The following is a 20,849-nucleotide window of genomic DNA, read 5'->3' on the forward strand; positions in this document are numbered from 1 at the left end:
TCAATAATTGGCAGATGCTCAGGAGCCTAAAGCTACCAAGCTATCCGCGCAGGCACCTGAGAAATTTGGCTATGACACGGATAGCTGGACGCAACTCAACGTTGCGTGATCGGATCAACCGCGGTGTCGCGACTCCACTGCCTTGCGCAGGGTGTCGATAAGCGCCTGAATGCGCGCGTGTTGCATTTTCATCGAAGCCTTGTTGACCACCAGACGCGAGCTGATGGTGGCGATCAGTTCCTGTGGCTCAAGACCGTTGGCGCGCAACGTGTTGCCGGTATCGACCACGTCGATGATCTTGTCCGCCAGACCGATCAGCGGGGCCAGCTCCATCGAGCCGTAAAGCTTGATGATATCGACCTGACGGCCTTGCTCGGCATAATAACGCTTGGCAACGTTGACAAACTTGGTGGCCACGCGCAGGCGCCCCTTGGGCTCGACAGCGCCGATCGCACCGGCCGTCATCAGTTTGCACTTGGCAATCTGCAGGTCGAGCGGCTCATACAGGCCCTGACCGGTGTACTCCATCAACACATCCTTGCCCGCGACGCCCAGGTCGGCGGCGCCGTGCTCGACATAGGTCGGCACGTCGGTAGCGCGCACGATCAGCAGGCGCACGTCAGGCTGGGTCGTGGGAATGATGAGCTTGCGGCTCTTGTCCGGATTCTCGGTCGGCACGATGCCCGCTTCAGCGAGAAGCGGCAGGGTGTCGTCAAGAATGCGGCCCTTGGACAGTGCGATGGTCAACATGGGAAACGTAAGTCCTTATCAGGAAACTTTTGGCATGACGCAAGCGGCGCATGACAAGCCTCGGGCCCAGACAGCCAGAGGTGAAACGAATCAGAAATCACACCGGTATGGAACAACGCCCCTGGCACCATGAAGCACCAGGGGCGTAAGTTACTAGCCCGGAACGCGACGGATCTTGGCGCCCAGCATCTGCAGCTTCTCTTCGATGCACTCGTAACCACGGTCGATGTGGTAGATGCGGTCGATCAGCGTATCACCTTCAGCCACCAGCGCCGAGATCACCAGACTCGCCGACGCACGCAGGTCGGTCGCCATGACTGGCGCACCCTTGAGGGTCGGGGTGCCGGTAACGATCGCGGTGTTGCCTTCGACCTGAATGTGCGCGCCCATGCGGTGCATTTCATACACATGCATGAAGCGGTTTTCGAAGATGGTTTCGATCACTGCGCCAGTACCTTCGGCGATGGCGTTGAGCGAGATGAACTGTGCCTGCATGTCGGTCGGGAACGCCGGGTATGGCGCGGTACGCACGTTCACAGCCTTGGGCCGCTTGCCGTGCATGTTCAACTCGATCCAGTCGTTGCCGGTGGTGATTTCAGCACCCGCTTCCTGAAGCTTGAGCAGAACGGCTTCGAGGATGGTTGGATCAGTGTCCTTGACCTTGACGCGGCCGCCGGTGACGGCTGCAGCGACCAGATAAGTACCGGTCTCGATACGGTCAGGCATGACCTTGTAAGTGGCCGAACCCAGACGCTTCACGCCATCGATGGTGATGGTGTCAGTACCTGCGCCCTGGATCTTGGCACCCATCGCGATCAGGAAGTTGGCCAGGTCGACCACTTCAGGCTCACGCGCGGCGTTCTGCAGCACGCTGCGACCGTTTGCCAGACTGGCGGCCATCATGATGTTCTCGGTACCGGTCACGCTCACGGTATCGAAGAAGAAGTTGGCACCGCGCAGGCCGCCTTCAGGCGCCTTGGCCTTGATGTAGCCGCCTTCGACGTCGATGATCGCACCCATGGCTTCAAGGCCGCGGATGTGCAGATCGACCGGACGCGAACCAATGGCGCAGCCGCCTGGCAACGCGACTTCGGCTTCACCGAAGCGCGCAACCATCGGGCCGAGCACCAGGATCGAGGCACGCATGGTCTTGACCAGTTCGTACGGAGCAACGAGGGTCTTGATAGTACGGGCGTCGATTTCCACGCTGAGCTTTTCGTCGATCACAGGCTCGATGCCCATGCGACCGAACAGCTCGATCATGGTGGTGATGTCGTGCAGGTGCGGCAGGTTCTGAACGGTAACCGGCCCATCGGCCAGCAAGGTTGCCGACAGGATCGGCAAGGCAGAGTTCTTTGCCCCGGAGATGCGGATTTCGCCATCAAGACGAACACCACCGGTAATAATCAATTTATCCATTAGAATCTCGACACCAATTGGCTCAGGTGCGCTCGGCCCAGGCAGCGCGGCTGAAAAATTTCATAGTCACCGCGTGGATACTGCCATCGGCAATCCAAGGGTTCAGATGGGCATAGATCTGTTGCTGACGTTTGACGGGGCTCAGCGTGGCCATCTCGTCACTGATCACGTTCAGCTGGAAGTTGCAGCCTTCGCCTTCGACTTCCACTTTGATTTCGGGCAGCTTTCCTTCAAGGAAGCTTTTAACTTCTACGGCCTGCATGCTTAACCTCGATCGGCGCTGAACGCGCGCGGGTCGACCATGATACAAAAAAGCCCATGCTATGCGAACCCCGATGATGGAGTGCCGGACAGAGGGCTTTTTCGATCGACCTGTTAATGAATGTCCAGAAGCTCGTTCAGACCTGACACCTGGGCAATTTTACGCATGTCGTCAGGCAGCGACTGCACCTTGATCGATTTGCCGGCTTCGTTGGCATCGCGCATGAACGCCAGCAACAGGGCCAGGCCCACGCTGCTGGATTTCTCGACGCCCGAACAATCGAGCGTCAAGGTGTTCAGGTCGCCTGACCGGATCAGCGCGGCGCCTTGCTTGCGCAGCGCCGGACCGGTGCGGTAATCCAGCGTTCCGACCAGTTTCAGCTCACCCGGACCGACAAGGCGGACAGCGGACTCACTCATTGAACGGACTTCTGTGCAGCCTGATCGGTGGTTTCCTTGGCCTTGGCCACTTCGCCAGCCCAACCATCGATGGTCTTGTCCAGGTCGTTGCCATTACGCTGCATGGCATCGGCGAACTGGTCACGGAACAGCTTGCCGATGTTGATGCCGTTGATGATCACGTTGCGCACTTTCCAGTCACCGTTGATTTTTTCAAGGGTGTAGGAAACCGGGTAGACCGCGCCGTTGTTGCCTTTGACCTGCATGTCGACGCTGGTGCGGTCTGCACCTTCTTCCTTGGCAGGCGAAACGGTGATGCCCTGGTTGTTATATTCCAGCAGCGCGTTACCGTAGAACTGCATCAGGCTGCGCTTGAAGTTTTCCTGGAAACGCTGCATCTGCGCAGGTGTGGCCTTGCGCGAATACTTGACGGTCATGATGCTGCGGGAAATGCCATCGGCGTCCACCACCGGACCGACGATACGGTTGAGCGCATCGTAGAAGGCACCTGGATTGGCTTTGTACTGTTCTTTATTGGCGGCCAGATCGCTCAGCAATTCCTTGGTAGTACGGTCTACCAGATCATGAGCGGACGGTGACGTCGCGGCATTGGCCAGCATCGGCAGAGCGGCCAGTAACACCAGAAGGCCACGGCGCAGAATCGAGATCATTTATAGCTCCTCACTTAGCGTCTTTACTTACGGTATTGAGCAGGAATTTCCCGATCAGGTCTTCAAGAACGAGTGACGACTGCGTGTCATGAATGGTTCCCCCGTCCTTAAGCAGCGCTTCATCGCCACCCACGCTCAAACCAATGTATTTTTCACCCAGCAGGCCAGCCGTCAGGATCGATGCCGTGGAGTCCATCGGCAGGTTGTCGACCTTCTTCTGAATCTCCAGCGTGACACGACCGGTGAAGGTGTCGCGATCCAGATCGATCGCCGTGACCCTGCCGATCGTGACACCGGCCATGCTTACCTTGGCTCTGACAGTCAAACCGGCGATATTGTCGAAGTAGGCATAAAGTTTATAGCTGTCATTGGTCGCACTGGTGCTCAGACCACTGACTCGCAGGGCCAGCAAGAGCAGAGCCAGTATCCCGGCCAGCAGGAACAGGCCGACACCGGTTTCGATGGCGCGGTTTTGCATCAGAAATCTCCAAACATCAAGGCGGTCAAAATAAAGTCCAGGCCCAGCACTGCCAACGAGGCGTATACGACAGTCTTGGTGGTTGCACGGCTGATCCCCTCGGAAGTGGGTTCACAGTCATAGCCCTGGAAAACGGCAATCCATGTCACCACAAAAGCAAATACGACGCTTTTGATGACGCCATTGAGCACATCGTTCGTGAAAGAAACACTATTTTGCATGTTCGACCAGAAAGAGCCGCTGTAAACGCCCAGCCAGTCGATCGCGACCCAGGATCCACCCCAGATTCCGACCACGCTGAAGATCATCGCCAGAATCGGCAACGAAATGAAACCTGCCCACAAACGCGGCGCCACGATGTACTTGAGGGGGTCGACCCCGATCATCTCAAGACTCGACAGCTGCTCAGTGGACTTCATGTTGCCGATCTCGGCGGTCAGTGCCGACCCGGCGCGTCCGGCGAACAATAGAGCGGTAACGACCGGCCCCAGTTCACGCAGCAGCGTCAGTGCAACCATCTGCCCGACCGCCTGCTCCGAACCGTACTTGGTCAGAATGCTGAAACCCTGAAGCGCCAGCACCATGCCGATGAAGGCACCGGAGACGACAATGATGACCAGCGACATGACGCCGACGGAATACAGCTGCTTGACCAGCAATTGAAAGCTGCTGCCCGTACCGCCGCGTCCCACCAGAGCATGACCGAGAAATATCCCCGAACGCCCCAGCACAGTAACGATATCTATGGCCGAACGCCCAAGCAGGCGAATACGGTCCATCAGTGACTTCTTGCGCATCAGCGCTTCCCCAAAAGGTCTTCGCGAAAATCCGGCGCCGGATAATGAAACGGCACGGGGCCATCTGGTTCGCCGGTCATGAATTGACGAATGCGCGGATTGTCCGAGGACATCAGCTCCTGCGGCGTGCCCTGCCCCAATACCTGCCCGTCGCCGACCACGTAGAGATAATCAGCAATGCTCGCGGTCTCGCTCAAATCGTGAGACACCACGATGCTGGTAATGCCCAGCGCATCGTTGAGCAGACGGATCAGACGCACCAGAACCCCCATCGCAATCGGGTCTTGCCCGACGAAGGGCTCGTCATACATCAGAATCTGCGGATCGAGTGCGATTGCCCGGGCCAGTGCGACGCGACGTTTCATGCCGCCGGACAATTCATCAGGCATCAGCTCGACCGCCCCGCGCAGCCCTACGGCCTGCAACTTGAGCAGCACGATGTCGCGAATCATCTCTTCAGGCAGCTCGGTGTGAACACGCAGCGGAAAGGCCACGTTTTCGAACACGTCCAGGTCGGTGAACAGCGCACCGCTCTGGAACAGCACCCCCATCTGCTTGCGGGCATCGAACAGATCGCTGCGCGACAGCTCGGGCAGATTCTGACCGTTGACCCACACCTGACCTTCGCTGGGACGCAATTGTGCTCCCATCAGACGCAGCAAGGTGGTCTTGCCACAGCCGGACGGCCCCATGATCCCGGTGACTTTGCCCCGAGGAATACGAATATCGACATTATTGAAAATGCTGCGCGCACCGCGTTTGAAGGAAACCCCTTTCAACTCGACCGCGTAAGCGTCATCAGGACTCATCTAAACTCCTTGCGATACAGCCTCCCTCCTCAGCCGCCGAATCCCGTAGGGAGACAAGCTGTCCAGGCGGGCCGAACAAGCCGCGAACTATACCATCGCAGCGACGCGCCACCCAAGAAGAGAACCCGTAGGTTCAGATATTCACCGGATAACCATTGAGAGCACCCACCAAGGGTGCAGCTTGCGGTGCAACTCCACCGCCCAGTTACAGACCCTCCGATGCGTAGGAAATTCGTTTATAAACGACACATCGACGATCAGACGTGAGGGAATCGCACATTACCGCTATAATCGCCGCCTTTCAGCAGGCCGACCTTTTCAAGATATGAACCAATCCAGTGACCTGATTCAATCCGCGCAGCGCACCATTCGCCTTGAGATAGAAGCCATTGAAGGCTTGCTGGGCCGTCTCGATGCCGATTTCGTGCGTGCGTGCGAGATGATCCTGGCCAGCAAGGGGCGTGTCGTCGTGGTCGGTATGGGCAAGTCCGGGCATGTCGGCAACAAGATTGCGGCAACCCTGGCGAGCACCGGCACCACCTCCTTTTTCGTGCACCCTGCCGAAGCGAGTCATGGCGACATGGGCATGATCACTCGAGATGACATCATCCTCGCGCTCTCCAACTCGGGCACGACCAACGAGATCGTCACCCTGCTGCCGCTGATCAAACGACTGGGCATCCGCATGATCAGCCTGACCGGCAATCCCGAGTCGACACTGGCCAAGGCCGCAGACGTCAACCTGAACGTGCACGTCGTACACGAAGCCTGCCCACTGAATCTGGCACCCACTTCGTCGACCACTGCAACGCTGGTAATGGGCGATGCACTGGCGGTGGCTTTGCTGGAAGCCCGCGGCTTCACCGCGGAAGATTTCGCCTTTTCCCATCCGGGCGGCGCACTGGGCCGACGCCTGTTGCTCAAGGTTGAACACGTGATGCATGCCGGCGAAGCGCTGCCAGTGGTTCCACGCGGCACGCTGCTGCGCGACGCACTGCTGGAAATGACCCGCAAGGGCCTGGGCATGACGGCCGTCCTGGAACCCGACGGTCGACTGGCCGGGATTTTCACGGACGGCGATTTGCGTCGCACGCTTGATCGCCCTGTCGATATTCGCGAAACCACCATCGATGAAGTGATGACGGTTCACGGCAAGACCGCTCATGCCGATATGCTGGCTGCAGAAGCCTTGAAAATCATGGAAGACTTCAAGATCAGCGCGCTGATCGTCGTGGATGAAGAGGACCGACCGGTCGGTGCCTTCAATCTGCAGGACCTACTGCGCGCAGGAGTGATGTAATGCAGACCGAAACAACCAGCCGTGACCTGGTGCAACGTGGCAAGGCGATCAAACTGGCCGTTTTCGACGTCGACGGCGTACTGACCGACGGGCGTTTGTACTTTCTGGAAGACGGCAGCGAATTCAAGACATTCAACACACTCGACGGCCAAGGCATCAAAATGCTGATAGCCTCCGGGGTAACCACCGCCATTATCAGCGGTCGAAAGACGCCAGTGGTCGAACGCCGGGCCAAAAACCTGGGCATCGCGCACCTGTATCAGGGACGTGAAGACAAGCTGGTGGTACTGGATCAACTGCTGGCCGAGCTGAACCTGAGCTATGAACAGGTCGCTTATCTGGGCGACGATCTGCCAGACTTGCCGGTCATCCGGCGCGTCGGCCTGGGCATGGCGGTTGCCAATGCAGCCGGCTTCGTTCGCCAGCATGCACATGGCGTTACTCAGGCGCGCGGCGGCGAAGGCGCGGCCCGTGAATTCTGCGAACTGATTCTGAGTGCGCAAGGCAACCTTGAAGCGGCTCACTCCGCCTACTTATAGAAGCCATTTATGTTCAGCAAGAAAATTCGAAAGTTTCTGCTTTTCGGGGTACTGGCGCTGCTGCTGGCTGCTGTCGGCTACTGGAACATCAGCCCGGAAAGCTTCATGGACCAGCCTATGACTGCGGTCGATGAGAATGCCATCGATTATTATGCGATCAATGCGCACAGCGTTCAGTACCTGCCCGACGGCAGCCTCCAGTACGACATGACCGCTGACCGGGTCGAGCATGTGAAGGCCACCGATGTGACCCTTCTGACGACCCCGGATCTGCAAATGTACCGCGGTACGCAATTTCCGTGGCACGTGCAGAGCAAACAGGGCGAAGTCTCGCCGGGCGGCGATCAGGTCGAACTCATCGACTCCGTTCGCGTTGCCCGGACCGACGAAAAACAACGTACGACTATCATCACCAGTAGTCGCATGACCGTATTCCCACAGAAGCAATATGCGCAGACCGACCAAGACGTTAGAATCGACGCCGCGGGCGGTGTCACTACGGCCAAGGGAATGAAAGCGTATTTGAACGACAGCAGGATGGACCTGCTGTCCAACGTTAGAGGACAGTATGAGGCTCGTTAAAACTCTTCCTTTTTTGCTCGGCCTGGGCGCAGCACTGGGAAGCGCGAGCGCCTGGTCCCTGCCAACCGACCGCGATCAGCCAATCCACATCCAGTCCGATGATGCGCAGCTTGATGACAAGAAAGGCGTGGCCACTTACAAGGGCAACGTCATCATCACGCAAGGCTCGATGAAGATCACTGGCAACACGGTGACCATCACGCGTAATGCCCAGGGCGAAGTCGACGTGTTCACGTCCGTCGGCAACCTGGCCTATTACGAGCAGAAGCCTGCCGTCGACAAGCCTATCGTGCAGGCCTACGCCGTCACGATCCAGTATTACGCGGCGCAGGACCGAATCGTCCTGATCGACAAGGCCAAGGTCATCAACGACGGCAACACCTCCGAAGGCGAGAAAATCGTCTACGACACCGTCAGGCAGGTCGTCAGCGCAGGTCGTGCCAACGGCGGTGCGAAGGTAACCACGCCTCGTCCGCGGATCGACATGGTCATCCAGCCGAAAAAGAAAACCGATCAACCGCAGAAGGCCCAGTAATGGCGACGCTTAAAGCCCAGCATCTGGCTAAAAGCTACAAAAGCCGTCAGGTCGTGCGCGATGTGAGCATTTCCATCGACAGCGGCCAGATCGTCGGCTTGCTTGGCCCGAACGGTGCCGGCAAAACCACCTGCTTCTACATGATCGTGGGTCTGGTGCAGGCCGATCAGGGACGCGTTCTGATCGACGATCTGGACGTCAGCCATCAGCCTATGCACGGCCGCGCTCGCGCAGGCATCGGCTATCTGCCGCAGGAAGCTTCGATCTTTCGCAAGCTGTCGGTGGCCGACAACATCATGGCCATTCTCGAGACCCGCAAGGAGCTCGACATGGCGGCGCGACGCAAGGAGCTGGAAAGCCTGCTGCAGGAATTCCACATCACCCACATTCGCGACAACCTGGGCATGAGTCTGTCCGGCGGCGAACGCCGTCGCGTCGAAATCGCGCGCGCCCTGGCGACCGCACCGAAGTTCATCCTCCTGGACGAACCCTTCGCAGGCGTCGACCCAATTTCGGTAGGCGACATCAAGCAGATCATCCATCACCTCAAGGCCAAGGGCATTGGCGTGCTGATCACCGACCACAACGTTCGTGAGACGCTGGATATCTGTGAAACCGCCTATATTGTCAACGATGGGCAGCTGATTGCAGAAGGCGATGCAGAAACCATTCTGGCAAACCAGTTGGTTAAAGAAGTCTATCTGGGTCACGAATTCCGCTTGTGATGGCTGCGTCTGGCGTTTTCAGGCCATCTACGTCCAAGCAGCGTGTTGACAACGCATTATTTGTCGTAACGCTCTAGGCAAACGCCATGCTTTCAGGCATATAATTTGCTTAAGTTGGCGTTTCGGCGCCTGTAGTGGATGGCGCGTGTGCGCCGGCGAATAAGGTGTTTAGCCCCTGCCATGAAACCATCGCTAGTCTTGAGAATGGGCCAGCAGCTGACGATGACACCGCAGCTGCAACAGGCAATCCGCTTACTCCAGCTATCCACACTGGACCTCCAACAGGAGATCCAGGAGGCGCTGGAATCGAACCCCATGCTGGAACGCCAGGAAGAAGGCGACGACTTCGACAACTCCGATCCACTGGCCGACAACATCGAACAAAAGCCCAACCCCGACGTTCAGGAACCGACCTATCAGGAGTCTGCGCCCACCGTAGACAACCTTGAAGATGGCGAATGGAACGAGCGCATTCCCAACGAACTGCCGGTCGACACCGCCTGGGAAGACATCTACCAGACCAGCGCCAGCAGCCTGCCCAGCAACGACGATGACGAATGGGACTTCACCACGCGCACATCCGTTGGCGAGAGCCTGCAAAGCCACCTGCTCTGGCAGCTCAATGTGGCCCCGATGTCGGACACCGACCGCCTGATTGCCGTCACGCTGATCGACTGCATCAACAATCAGGGCTACCTCGACGAAAGCCTCGAAGAAATTCTCGACTCCTTCGATCCCGAGCTGGATATCGAGCTCGACGAGATCGAAGCCGTTCTGCATCGCATCCAGCAGTTCGAGCCGGCCGGTATCGGCGCCCGCACCCTGTCCGAATGCCTGTTGCTGCAATTGCGCCAGTTGCCAGCGAAGACGCCCTGGCTGAGCGAAGCACAGCGTCTGGTCACCGATTACATCGACCTGTTGGGCAGCCGCGATTACGGGCAGCTCATGCGCCGCATGAAGATCAAGGAAGACGAGCTTCGCCAGGTCATCGAACTGGTGCAGAGCCTGAATCCAAGACCCGGCTCACAGATCGAATCCACGGAAGCCGAGTACGTCATCCCTGACGTGATCGTGCGCAAGGACAACGAGCGCTGGCTGGTCGAGCTCAATCAGGAATCGGTCCCGCGCCTGCGCGTCAACCCGCAGTACGCAGGCTTCGTGCGCCGCGCCGATACCAGCGCCGACAACACGTTCATGCGCAACCAGTTGCAGGAAGCCCGCTGGTTCATAAAGAGCCTGCAGAGCCGCAACGAAACACTGATGAAAGTGGCCACCCAGATCGTCGAGCATCAGCGCGGCTTCCTTGAATACGGCGACGAAGCCATGAAACCGCTGGTCCTGCACGACATCGCCGAAGCGGTTGGTATGCACGAATCGACGATTTCCCGCGTGACCACCCAGAAGTTCATGCACACGCCACGCGGTATTTACGAGCTGAAATACTTCTTTTCCAGCCACGTCAGTACCTCGGAAGGCGGTGAATGCTCATCCACGGCAATCCGCGCAATCATCAAAAAACTGGTTGCCGCCGAAAATCAGAAAAAGCCGTTGAGTGATAGCAAGATCGCTGGTTTACTGGAGGCACAAGGCATTCAAGTAGCCCGTCGCACAGTCGCCAAGTACCGCGAATCTCTTGGCATTGCGCCATCCAGTGAGCGCAAGCGGCTGATGTGATGCAGGCCGAGCCACAGCGTTCCAGTGGCAGGCACCATGCCTGCCTCTTTATGCACTGGCAAAGGAGAAAGCTGTATGCAAGTCAACATCAGTGGACACCAACTGGAAGTGACCAAGCCCCTTCGCGAATACGTTGAGCTCAAGCTCAAGAAGCTCGAAGGGCACTTTGACAAGATTACAAACGTGCAGGTCACGATGGCGGTCGAGAAACTGAAGCAGAAGATCGAAGCCACGCTGCATATCCACGGTGGAGAGGTAGTTGCCAATGCTGAACATGACGACATGTACGCGGCCATCGACCTGCTCACTGACAAGCTCGACAGACAATTGCTCAAGCATAAGGAAAAGCAGCAAAGTATCCTCAAGGGTGCAACCGCTCGCTGACACTCATCACACATGATCCGACTTGAAGAAATCCTGACCCCCGGCCGTTCTGAAGTGAACGTGCCGGGCGGCAGCAAGAAAAGCGTACTCGAACATATTGCCCGACTGATTGGCCGCGAAGTATCGGGGCTTGATTGGGAAACAGTATTCAAAGCCCTCGTCGCCCGTGAAAAACTTGGCTCCACCGGTTTTGGCGATGGTATTGCCATCCCTCACTGCCGTCTTGCCACCTGTGGCGAGCCTGTCAGTGCCGTCATTCATCTCAACGATTCCGTAGACTTCGATGCCATCGACGGCGCGCCTGTCGATTTGCTGTTCGTGCTGCTGGTCCCCGAGGCTGCCACAGACAAGCATCTGGAGCTGCTGCGCCAGATCGCCAGCATGCTTGATTCCAAGGATGTCCGGACACGCCTGCGCAGCGCCAAGACCAATGAAGCGCTCTATCAAGTGGTGCTAGACGTGCAGAACGGCAACTGACCATGCGCATGATCATCGTGAGTGGCCGCTCCGGCTCGGGTAAAAGCACTGCGCTCGACGTGCTGGAAGACAACGGTTTCTACTGTGTCGATAACCTGCCTGCCGGGTTGCTTCCGGAGCTTGCCGAACGCGCACTGATCAATACCGAGCTGGCCGAACCGCTGCTGGCGGTCTCTATCGATGCCCGCAACCTGCCAAGCCACCTGACCCGCTTCCCGGCGATGCTGGATGAAGTGCGGGCACGCAATATTCAGTGTGACGTTCTGTATCTGGATGCCGACGAAGCCACTCTGCTCAAGCGCTTTTCCGAGACACGACGCCGCCACCCTTTGAGCACATCGGATCGCTCATTAGCCGAAGCGATACGTGACGAAAGCACCCTGCTGGGGCCGATCATCGACCTGGCCGACCTCAAGATCAACACCACTCACCTGAACCTTTATCAGCTTCGCGATACCCTCAAACTGCGCTTGCTGAACAAGCCGGAACCAGGCACTGCGTTTCTGATCGAGTCCTTCGGTTTCAAGCGCGGCATGCCGGTCGATGCGGATCTGGTGTTCGATGTGCGCTGCCTGCCCAATCCGTACTGGAAGCCTGAACTGCGCGATCACTCGGGCCTCGAGCAGCCAGTCATCGACTACCTTGCCGCGCAGCCTGATGTGGAAGAAATGTTTCAGGACATCTCTTCCTACCTCAACAAGTGGCTGCCTCGTTTCGCGGCCAGCAATCGCTCTTACGTGACCATCGCCATCGGCTGCACCGGCGGACATCACCGCTCCGTCTACCTGACTGAGCGATTGGGTCAGGTCTTGCAACAATCACTCAAGAACGTTCAGGTTCGCCACCGCGACCTCAGCTGAAAGGATCTTCTCTGCGATGCCCGCTCGTCAAATCACCATCATCAACAAACTGGGCCTGCATGCCCGCGCAGCCGCCAAGTTCGTTGGGGTAGCAGGCAAGTTTCCCTGCCAGATCCGCGTTGGCCGCTCGCCGGACAGCATGGTCGACGGCAAGAGCATCATGGCCGTGATGATGCTGGCCGCCGGCAAAGGCACCGAGATCCACTTGCTGACCGAGGGCGAAGGCGAACAGGACGCGCTGGATGGACTGGTCGAGCTGATCAACAACAAGTTTGACGAAGGCGAATGACCGCTACCCGGCGCTGACACTCAGACCAGCGCCGTATCCATCACCATCATCAGGCAGAATCCTGCTATCAAGCCCAGGCTGGCAATTTTGTTATGCCCGTTGAGCCGTGACTCCGGAATGATTTCATGGGTCACCACCAACAGCATCGCACCTGCAGCCAGCGCCAGACCAAACGGCAATATCGGCTCAGCGATGGCTACCAGCCAGGCGCCCAGCAGCGCGAACAGCGGCTCGACCAGTCCGGACGCTGCGCCAATCAGGAAAGCCCTGACCCGCGACATGCCGGCACCTGCCAACACCATGGCGATCACCAGCCCCTCAGGCACATCCTGCAAGGCAATGCCGATCGCCAGACTGTCGGCTTCCGACAAGCCACCGCCCGCCGAGACGCCAATCGCCATGCCTTCCGGAATGTTGTGCGCCACGATGGCAATCACGAACAGCCAGATACGCGGCGCGATGGCTGGACGATCATGCGCGATGTTCGACTGTGCGCCTTGAGAAACGCTGTAATCCACGGCGAACAGGCCCAACGCTCCCATCACGATTCCCAGACTGATGAGACCGCCAGCGCCCCACGGCGTCAGCCCCAGACCTTCAGCAGCGTCCAGACCCGGCACGATCAGTGAGAACGCCGTCGCCGCCAGCATCACACCAGCACCGAACCCCAGCAAGCCGTCGGACACCATGATCGGCATCTTGCGGATCACCAGCACCGGCACTGCGCCCAGAGCAGTCCCCAGCGCGCAAATGGCACCGCCCTCCAGCGCCCTTAGCAGGCGAGGCTCAAGATTCAGCCACGCAAGGCCTTGAGCCACCAGTAACGCCATACCCGCCAGGAGCAGCACGGTCCCCACTGCCAGACGAAACAACCGGACACTGCTGATCGCGAGTATTTCAGAACGCATAAACGGCCTTAGATCGTGTTGAGGAAGATCAGGCCAGTGCGGCTTGATAGCGCCGGGACACTTCGTCCCAATTGATCACGTTGTAGAACGCGTTGATGTATTCCGGACGGCGGTTCTGATAGCGTAGGTAGTACGCGTGCTCCCATACGTCGAGGCCGAGAATCGGCGTGTTGCCATTCATCAACGGGCTGTCCTGATTGCCGCTGCTTTCCACCACCAGTTTCTTGTCCGCAGTAACGCTCAGCCACGCCCAGCCGCTGCCGAAACGTGTCAGTGCGGCCTTGGTGAACGCCTCCTTGAAGCTGTCGAAGCCGCCCAATTGGGTGTCGATGGCCTGAGCGATCGCCCCGGTTGGCTGTCCGCCACCGCCCGGCACCATCACCTCCCAGAACAGCGAATGGTTGGCATGACCGCCGCCCTGATTGATGACCGCCGGACGCAGGTTTTCAGGCAGCTGCTTGACGCTGGCAACCAGCTTTTCGACAGGCCACTCGGCGTACTCGGTGCCTTCCACAGCGGCATTGAGATTATTGATGTAGGTCTGATGGTGCTTGGTGTAATGAATCTCCATGGTTTGCGCATCGATGTGCGGTTCCAGGGCATCGTAGGCGTAAGGCAGTGCGGGCAAGGTGTAAGGCATATCAATGTGCTCCGTAAAAAAGGCCGGGAGTGGCTGCTGAATCGCGCTGCAACGAAGAACGGGTGTGTTCGCCGCTGCTGTTCAGGAGTCGATGAGTGCGGGGGTATTCACCGTGTTCACTGATGAAGCCCAACAGCTCGGCATAGGTTTTACTGCTGTGCCGCAGGGCCGCCTGACGCAAGGCTGGCGGCAGACGCGTGTCCTGCATGGTGCGCAAAAGATGTTGATGGATGGCGCACAGGTATTCGGCGCTTTCTTCCGGCTGACCCAGGCTCAGGTGCAGGTCTGCCAGGTTGTGATGAGAAATCACACAGGCCGCGACGGCTTCGTCGGCATCCGCCCAGCGCTCGAACAGCACTTGCGCCAGCGCCAGTGCCTGGAGGTACAGCTCGCGGGCTTCGACCCATTCGCCGAGATTGAAACAGCGATTGGCCTGTTCAATGGTACGTTTCCAATGCTGCATGACCTACCTCCAGGAGTGTTGGACGGACGGAATCAGAGGCCGCCAGCGGTGAGTTTTTCGGGGTTGAGCAACACGTCCAGCTGGCTGCGCTGCAAGTCCGTATGCTCAAGCGCAACGTCGATCACCGGACGCCCTTCCTGGTAAGCCTTCTTGGCGATTTCAGCCGCCTTCTGATAGCCGATGATCGGGTTGAGCGCCGTCACCAGGATTGGATTGCGCGACAAGGCTTCCTTGAGCTTGCCTTCGTTGACCTTGAAGCTGGCAATGGCTTTGTCGGCCAGCAGGCGACTGGCATTGGCCAACAGCTCGATGCTGCTGAGCAGGTTCTGGGCAATGATCGGCAACATCACGTTCAATTCAAAATTACCGGACTGGCCCGCCACGGTGATGGTCGAGTCGTTGCCGATCACCTGCGCGGCAACCATGGCGGTAGCTTCCGGAATCACCGGATTGACCTTGCCAGGCATGATCGAAGAGCCCGGTTGCAGCGCTTCCAGCTCAATTTCGCCCAGACCTGCCAGCGGACCGGAATTCATCCAGCGCAGATCATTGGCGATTTTCATCAATGAAACGGCGGTGGCCTTGAGCTGGCCGGAAACGGCCACAGCGGTGTCTTGCGAGCCGATCAGCGCAAACAGGTCTTTGCCCTGAGTGAACGTGACGCCGGTTGACGAGCTCAAGTGCGCGCTGAAACGCACGGCAAACTCGGGATGCGCATTGATGCCGGTCCCGACCGCGGTACCGCCTTGCGCCAAGGCTTGCAGACTAGGCTGCAACCCCTGCAAGTGCTCAATGTTGGCGCGAATCTGTTGCGTCCAGCCATTGAGCACCTGACTCATGCGCACCGGCATGGCGTCCATCAGATGCGTGCGACCGGTCTTGACGAAAGCGTGCACCTGGACCGCTTTGTGCTCGGTCACCTGGACCAGATGATTCAACGCAGGCAGCAATTGCTCGTGCAGCGCCAACGCGGCGCTGACGTGAATGGTCGTCGGAATGATGTCGTTGCTGCTCTGTCCGCAATTGACGTGATCGTTGGGGTTTACCGGCTCTCCCAGAATGCGGCTGGCCAGCGTGGCAATCACCTCATTGGCGTTCATGTTGGTGCTGGTGCCAGACCCGGTCTGGAAGATGTCCACCGGAAAATGCGCCATGAAGTCGCCGTCCAGTAGCTGATCGACCGCGCCGACTATCGCCCTGCTCTGCCCTTCACTGATTTGCTTCAGCTCCAGGTTGGCCTGAGCCGCAGCTGCCTTGGCTAACAACAACGCCCGAATGAATTGCCGGGGCATGCGTTGGTGGCTGATCGGGAAGTTATCCACCGCTCGCTGAGTCTGCGCGCCATACAGAGCGTCGGCCGGCACCTGCAATGGGCCCATGCTGTCGCGTTCGATCCGGGTATTACTCATCGCAATGTCCTTGCACCAGTTCAGAGGGAGAAATCGAGGGCTGCAGCACGCATGAGGCCAATTGGCGGACACAGACCTCCCAGCGCTGACGACGGGCCGGCGTGGAAGCGAGCGCCTCGACATCGCGCAACGGGCGCCAGGCCTGATCCAGACACAGGCACCGCCAGTGCCACGGCAACGCAGTGTCGCGCGCCGTGTCCATCAGCAGGCGAAAAGAGCTTTCAGCGATCATGGCCTGAGGCGTGGCGGTGAATCGCGCCAGATAACGTCCCTCGGCGAGGTAATGCTCGATCAGGCGCGGCTCGTCAGGTTCAAGCGCGCAACGAATCCGCAGACTCAATCCACGCCAGTTTTCCAGGTAAGGCAGCTCGTGCTGAAAGGATCCCATGACTGCATCTCAATTATGAAATGAGATTCATTATTGAATGAGATCGAGAATCAAAACAAGAGCACTGCTGGATTTGTGAACGGAGGAGAGGATCACGTGAAGAGGGTCAGATGCGTATCACTGCGGGTTGCGCGTGCGTTTTGACTGGCAAGGAGGACGGGTACGTTCAACTGATTGCGTACCGAGCGGGAAGAACTTTCCGCGAAAGCGCCGGTATGTCCGCCGATCAAGCCCCGCGCCTGAACACAGGCTTCGCCCCCCCAAAAGACTTATGCAGCTCTCAGCAACTTGTTCGGGAAGAGGCCCGTGCAGGCGCTGGAAATGCGGCGTTTTGATAAAGCCTTCGCGGAAGAGTCCGCTCCCACAGCCTCACGACGGAGCGCCGCACCCGACTGAGTGGGGGCGAACTTGTTCGGGAAGAGGCCCGTGCAGGCGCTGGAAATGCCGCGTTTTGATAAGGCCTTCGCGGACGAGTTGGCTCCCACAGCCTCACGACGAAGCGCCGTACCTGATTGCGTGGGAGCGAACTTGTTCGCGAAGAGGCCGGAACCTTCAATCGCGACTCACCGTTTGAAATACAAATTTGGCGAAAAGGAGCACACCTACCATTTCACAAAAACAGGTGTCAATCAGCTGCCCGCCACGGTCATGCGCTCGATCAGGACCGAACCTGTGCGAATGTTGCTGCGCAATTCGAGATCGCTGCCAACGGCGACGATCTGCTTGAACATGTCGCGCATGTTGCCGGCAATGGTCACTTCCTGAACCGGGAATTGAATCTCGCCATTCTCGACCCAGAAACCTGCCGCACCGCGCGAATAGTCGCCGGTGACCATGTTCAAACCACTGCCCATCAACTCGGTGACCAGCAAGCCGCGCCCCATGCGCCGGATCAGCGCGTCCTGATCTTCGGTGCCGTGGCTGACAAACAGATTGTGCACACCACCGGCATTGGCGGTACTCGGCATGCCTAACTTGCGGCCGGAATAGGTGCTCAGCACGTAGGACACCAGATCACCCTTCTCCACGAATGGCTTGGCATAGGTCGCAAGGCCATCGCTGTCGAACGCCGAACTGCCCATGGCGCGCATCAGGTGCGGGCGCTCGTCGATGGTCATCCATTCGGGAAACAGCCGCTGGCCGAGTGAGTCCAGCAGGAACGAGGACTTGCGATACAGCGTGCCACCGGAAATTGCCCCGAGGAAGCTGCCGAACAGGCCACCGGCCAGCTCAGCGGAGAACAATACAGGCACTTCACAGGTTGGAACGGGACGCGCACCCAGTCGGCTCGCCGCACGCTGCGCGGCCTTGCGACCTATGGACTCCGCATCCGCCAGCAACTGGCCCTGACGGTTCACGTCGTACCAATAGTCGCGCTGCATCTGGCCTTCGCCTTCGGCAATCATGACGCAACTGAGGCTGTGCCGGGTCGAGGCGTAACCGCCGATGAAACCATTGCTGTTGCCGTACACGCGGCAACCCTGGTGAGTATTGAGCGTGGTGCCGTCGGCGTTCTTGATCCGGCTATCCTCGGCAAAGGCTGCCGCTTCACAGCTGAGAGCCTTCTCAATGGCCTGTTCGGGCGTGATGTCCCACGCGTGATAGAGATCAAAATCCAGATTTTCCTTGGCCATCAGAGCGGCATCCGCCAGCCCGGAGCTTTCATCCTCGGAGGTATGCTCGGCAATGGCCAGCGCAGCGGCAACCGTTTCACGGATCGCATCGGCACCGGTGGCCGAGGTGCTGGCGGAGCCTTTGCGCTGCCCCACATAGAGCGTGATACCGAAGCCCTGATCGCGATTGAACTCGACCGTTTCGACTTCGCGCTGACGCACCGAGGTCGACAGTCCCTGCTCCAGCGATACCGCGACTTCACAGGCGCTGGCGCCCTGACGCCTGGCTTCGGCAATGATCTGCTCGACCTGTTCCTGCAGTTCGGGCAAGGCCTGGGGGCCGACGCTTTGGGATGCACTCATGACTTTCTCCATCAAATTCTGCTTTCGGCACAGGCCGAATACCGACCGGGCCGGACAAGCGGCCCCCGACTGGTTATCATGGCGGCGTTTCTTTGCGGACTGCCCCCATGGTTGATTCTTACGACGACTCCCTCGACGGGGAGAAAAGCAAAACCCAGGTCAAACGAGAGCTGCATGCTCTGGTTGATCTCGGCGAGCGACTGACAACACTCAAAGCCGATGTACTGGCCAAGCTGCCGTTGACCGACGCGCTGCGCAAGGCGTTGGCCGAAGCGCCCAAGCACACGGCCAACATTGCGCGAAAGCGGCATATCCTGTTCATTGGCAAGCTGATGCGCGATCAGGATCAGGAAGCCATTCTGGTTCTGCTGGACCAACTCGATGCCTCCACTCGCCAATACAACGAACGCTTTCACGGCCTTGAACGCTGGCGTGATCGCCTGATCGCGGGCGATGACAGCGATCTGGAAAAGTTCGTTGTCGAGTACCCGGATGCCGATCGACAGCAATTGCGTTCGTTGATCCGTCAGGCTCAACACGAAGTTGCACGTAACAAACCGCCGGCCACCAGCCGCAAAATCTTCAAATACATTCGTGAGCTGGACGAAATTCAACGCGGTCTGCGTTGAATCCGACCTCGGGGCCGACCATCAACGGTCAGCCCCGGCTCACGTTCAGTTGCCCGTACCGCCGACCGTGATTGCGTCGATTTTCAGCGTCGGCTGACCCACGCCTACCGGCACCGATTGACCGTCCTTGCCGCATGTACCCACGCCACTGTCCAGCGACAGATCGTTACCCACCATCGAAACCTTGCTCATGGCTTCCGGGCCGTTGCCGATCAGGGTCGCGCCTTTGACCGGCGCGGTGATCTTGCCATCTTCGATCAGGTACGCTTCGCTGGTCGAGAACACGAACTTGCCGCTGGTGATGTCCACCTGACCGCCGCCGAGGTTGGCGCAGTAGATACCGCGCTTCACCGAGGCAATGATTTCCTGTGGATCGCTCTGACCGCCCAGCATGTAAGTATTGGTCATGCGCGGCATCGGCAGGTGCGCATAGGACTCACGACGACCGTTGCCGGTCCGCGCCACGCCCATCAGCCGGGCATTCAATTTATCCTGCATGTAGCCCTTGAGAACGCCATTCTCGATCAGGGTGGTGCACTCGGTCGGCGTACCTTCGTCATCCACACTCAACGAGCCACGACGACCGGCCAGTGTGCCGTCATCGACGATGGTGCACAGCTTCGATGCAACCATCTCGCCCATCCGGCCACTGTAGGCCGAGCTGCCCTTGCGGTTGAAGTCGCCTTCCAGGCCGTGGCCGACCGCCTCGTGCAATAGCACGCCAGACCAGCCGGAGCCCAGCACTACCGGCAAGGTGCCAGCGGGGGCCGGAATCGCTTCAAGATTGACCAGCGCCTGGCGCAACGCCTCACGGGCATACCCCATGGCGCGATCGTCAGTGAGGAAGTAGCGATAGTCGGTCCGCCCGCCGCCGCCATGACCACCACGCTCGCGACGGCCATTCTGCTCGACGATGACGCTGACGTTGAAACGCACCAAGGGACGCACGTCGGCAGCCAGGCTGCCATCGGCGGCGGCCACCAGAATCCGCTCCCAGACTCCGGCCATGCTGACCGAGACCTGCTGGATACGCGAATCCAGTGCACGGGTCGCCACATCGATGCGCTTGAGCAGCTCGACCTTCTCGGCGCGGCTCAGCACTTCCAGCGGGTTGTCCGGCGCATAGAGCTGAGCCACATCCTGCGAGGTGAAGGCCTGTACGCGGCCGTTCTGGCCGGCCCGCGAAATGGAGCGCGCGGCACGTGCCGCGGTGCTCAACGCATCGGCAGTGATTGCATTGCTGTAGGCAAAACCGGTTTTCTCACCTGACTGGGCACGTACGCCCACGCCCTGATCAAGGTTGAAACTGCCTTCCTTGACGATGCCGTCTTCCAGCGACCAGGACTCGGAGATCATCCCCTGAAAGTACAGGTCGGCCGCGTCGATCCCAGGACCCGCCAGCTCGCCCAGCACCGATTGCAGGCTGTCGAGGCTCAGGCCACCGGGAGCCAGAAGGTGTTCACTGACTGAGGACAAGTCACTCATAT

The 20,849-nt window shown here is 58.9% G+C and carries 26 protein-coding genes; 11 read left to right on the forward strand and 15 right to left on the reverse strand.

All coding sequences use genetic code 11. The features are described 5' to 3' along the window. Positions 1–114: 114 nt before the first annotated feature. The 8 genes from hisG to BZK31_RS14545 all read right to left on the reverse strand — a co-directional run bounded on the left by hisG (position 115) and on the right by BZK31_RS14545 (position 5,584). Positions 115–750 carry an ATP phosphoribosyltransferase gene (hisG, locus tag BZK31_RS14510; RefSeq protein ID WP_004881537.1) on the reverse strand — a complete coding sequence of 212 codons (636 nt, stop codon included), beginning with the start codon at positions 748–750 and terminating at the stop codon, positions 115–117. Positions 751–903: 153 nt separating this feature from the next. Beyond that, entirely contained in the window at positions 904–2,169 is a 1,266-nt protein-coding gene (gene murA / locus BZK31_RS14515) for a UDP-N-acetylglucosamine 1-carboxyvinyltransferase (protein ID WP_083183654.1), read from the reverse strand. Between the two features lie 22 nt (positions 2,170–2,191). After that, positions 2,192–2,431: a BolA family protein gene (locus tag BZK31_RS14520; protein WP_083183655.1), complete on the reverse strand. Its 240-nt coding sequence runs from the start codon at positions 2,429–2,431 to the stop codon at positions 2,192–2,194. Between the two features lie 113 nt (positions 2,432–2,544). Next, on the reverse strand, positions 2,545–2,850 hold the full coding sequence (locus tag BZK31_RS14525) for an STAS domain-containing protein (RefSeq protein WP_083183656.1): 306 nt from the start codon (positions 2,848–2,850) through the stop codon (positions 2,545–2,547). Beyond that, positions 2,847–3,500, reverse strand: coding sequence for an MlaC/ttg2D family ABC transporter substrate-binding protein (locus BZK31_RS14530; protein WP_083183657.1), 654 nt, complete (start codon positions 3,498–3,500; stop codon positions 2,847–2,849). Before BZK31_RS14530 ends, BZK31_RS14525 begins: the two co-directional genes overlap by 4 nt. Positions 3,501–3,510: 10 nt before the next feature. Then, positions 3,511–3,978, reverse strand: a complete 468-nt coding sequence (gene mlaD / locus BZK31_RS14535; protein WP_083183658.1) for an outer membrane lipid asymmetry maintenance protein MlaD — start codon at positions 3,976–3,978, stop codon at positions 3,511–3,513. Continuing rightward, positions 3,978–4,775: a lipid asymmetry maintenance ABC transporter permease subunit MlaE gene (gene mlaE, locus BZK31_RS14540; RefSeq protein ID WP_083183659.1), complete on the reverse strand. Its 798-nt coding sequence runs from the start codon at positions 4,773–4,775 to the stop codon at positions 3,978–3,980. Before mlaE ends, mlaD begins: the two co-directional genes overlap by 1 nt. Beyond that, a complete protein-coding gene (locus BZK31_RS14545) occupies positions 4,775–5,584 on the reverse strand; it encodes an ATP-binding cassette domain-containing protein (RefSeq protein ID WP_003313589.1) in 810 nt (269 codons plus the stop codon). Before BZK31_RS14545 ends, mlaE begins: the two co-directional genes overlap by 1 nt. Before the next feature lie 325 nt (positions 5,585–5,909). Between BZK31_RS14545 and BZK31_RS14550 the strand changes: the two genes are divergently transcribed. From BZK31_RS14550 to BZK31_RS14595, 10 genes are all read left to right on the forward strand, one after another. After that, positions 5,910–6,884 (forward strand): KpsF/GutQ family sugar-phosphate isomerase, encoded by a 975-nt coding sequence (locus BZK31_RS14550; RefSeq protein WP_083183660.1) that lies wholly within the window; start codon positions 5,910–5,912, stop codon positions 6,882–6,884. Then, a complete protein-coding gene (locus BZK31_RS14555; RefSeq protein ID WP_083183661.1) occupies positions 6,884–7,423 on the forward strand; it encodes a KdsC family phosphatase in 540 nt (179 codons plus the stop codon). The genes BZK31_RS14550 and BZK31_RS14555 overlap by 1 nt, the downstream gene beginning before the upstream one ends. Before the next feature lie 9 nt (positions 7,424–7,432). After that, on the forward strand, positions 7,433–8,005 hold the full coding sequence (gene lptC / locus BZK31_RS14560) for an LPS export ABC transporter periplasmic protein LptC (protein ID WP_083183662.1): 573 nt from the start codon (positions 7,433–7,435) through the stop codon (positions 8,003–8,005). Continuing rightward, positions 7,992–8,540 carry a lipopolysaccharide transport periplasmic protein LptA gene (gene lptA / locus BZK31_RS14565; protein WP_083183663.1) on the forward strand — a complete coding sequence of 183 codons (549 nt, stop codon included), beginning with the start codon at positions 7,992–7,994 and terminating at the stop codon, positions 8,538–8,540. Before lptC ends, lptA begins: the two co-directional genes overlap by 14 nt. Continuing rightward, on the forward strand, positions 8,540–9,265 hold the full coding sequence (gene lptB, locus BZK31_RS14570) for an LPS export ABC transporter ATP-binding protein (RefSeq protein ID WP_083183664.1): 726 nt from the start codon (positions 8,540–8,542) through the stop codon (positions 9,263–9,265). The genes lptA and lptB overlap by 1 nt, the downstream gene beginning before the upstream one ends. Positions 9,266–9,445: 180 nt before the next feature. Next, positions 9,446–10,939, forward strand: coding sequence for an RNA polymerase factor sigma-54 (locus BZK31_RS14575; protein ID WP_083183665.1), 1,494 nt, complete (start codon positions 9,446–9,448; stop codon positions 10,937–10,939). Between the two features lie 75 nt (positions 10,940–11,014). Then, a complete protein-coding gene (gene hpf, locus BZK31_RS14580) occupies positions 11,015–11,323 on the forward strand; it encodes a ribosome hibernation-promoting factor, HPF/YfiA family (protein WP_024687475.1) in 309 nt (102 codons plus the stop codon). A 12-nt stretch (positions 11,324–11,335) separates the two neighbouring features. Then, positions 11,336–11,800 (forward strand): PTS IIA-like nitrogen regulatory protein PtsN, encoded by a 465-nt coding sequence (gene ptsN / locus BZK31_RS14585; RefSeq protein WP_083183666.1) that lies wholly within the window; start codon positions 11,336–11,338, stop codon positions 11,798–11,800. Between the two features lie 2 nt (positions 11,801–11,802). Beyond that, a complete protein-coding gene (rapZ, locus tag BZK31_RS14590) occupies positions 11,803–12,660 on the forward strand; it encodes an RNase adapter RapZ (RefSeq protein WP_083183667.1) in 858 nt (285 codons plus the stop codon). A 16-nt stretch (positions 12,661–12,676) separates the two neighbouring features. Beyond that, positions 12,677–12,949: an HPr family phosphocarrier protein gene (locus BZK31_RS14595; protein ID WP_083183668.1), complete on the forward strand. Its 273-nt coding sequence runs from the start codon at positions 12,677–12,679 to the stop codon at positions 12,947–12,949. Positions 12,950–12,969: 20 nt separating this feature from the next. Here the strand turns inward: BZK31_RS14595 and BZK31_RS14600 are convergent, their stop codons facing one another. From BZK31_RS14600 to pmbA, 6 genes are all read right to left on the reverse strand, one after another. Then, positions 12,970–13,857 (reverse strand): ZIP family metal transporter, encoded by an 888-nt coding sequence (locus BZK31_RS14600; RefSeq protein WP_083183669.1) that lies wholly within the window; start codon positions 13,855–13,857, stop codon positions 12,970–12,972. A 28-nt stretch (positions 13,858–13,885) separates the two neighbouring features. Further along, positions 13,886–14,497, reverse strand: a complete 612-nt coding sequence (locus tag BZK31_RS14605) for a superoxide dismutase (protein WP_083183670.1) — start codon at positions 14,495–14,497, stop codon at positions 13,886–13,888. 1 nt (position 14,498) lies between these two features. Then, the gene (locus BZK31_RS14610; RefSeq protein ID WP_083183671.1) at positions 14,499–14,960 is read right to left on the reverse strand and encodes a tetratricopeptide repeat protein; all 462 of its coding nucleotides are present in this window, start codon (positions 14,958–14,960) and stop codon (positions 14,499–14,501) included. Between the two features lie 32 nt (positions 14,961–14,992). Next, complete coding sequence (locus BZK31_RS14615; protein ID WP_083183672.1) at positions 14,993–16,369, reverse strand: class II fumarate hydratase; 1,377 nt, start codon at positions 16,367–16,369, stop codon at positions 14,993–14,995. Beyond that, positions 16,362–16,757, reverse strand: a complete 396-nt coding sequence (locus BZK31_RS14620; RefSeq protein WP_083183673.1) for a FagA protein — start codon at positions 16,755–16,757, stop codon at positions 16,362–16,364. The genes BZK31_RS14615 and BZK31_RS14620 overlap by 8 nt, the downstream gene beginning before the upstream one ends. 629 nt (positions 16,758–17,386) lie before the next feature. Then, positions 17,387–18,733 carry a metalloprotease PmbA gene (pmbA, locus tag BZK31_RS14625; RefSeq protein WP_083183674.1) on the reverse strand — a complete coding sequence of 449 codons (1,347 nt, stop codon included), beginning with the start codon at positions 18,731–18,733 and terminating at the stop codon, positions 17,387–17,389. 107 nt (positions 18,734–18,840) lie between these two features. Between pmbA and yjgA the strand changes: the two genes are divergently transcribed. Then, the gene (gene yjgA, locus BZK31_RS14630) at positions 18,841–19,362 is read left to right on the forward strand and encodes a ribosome biogenesis factor YjgA (protein ID WP_024687484.1); all 522 of its coding nucleotides are present in this window, start codon (positions 18,841–18,843) and stop codon (positions 19,360–19,362) included. 45 nt (positions 19,363–19,407) lie between these two features. On the opposite strand, the gene tldD is transcribed toward yjgA, so the two are convergent. After that, complete coding sequence (tldD, locus tag BZK31_RS14635; protein WP_083183675.1) at positions 19,408–20,847, reverse strand: metalloprotease TldD; 1,440 nt, start codon at positions 20,845–20,847, stop codon at positions 19,408–19,410. Between the last annotated feature and the right edge of the window lie 2 nt (positions 20,848–20,849).

Source organism: Pseudomonas floridensis (genome assembly GCF_002087235.1).
GTDB lineage: Bacteria > Pseudomonadota > Gammaproteobacteria > Pseudomonadales > Pseudomonadaceae > Aquipseudomonas > Aquipseudomonas floridensis.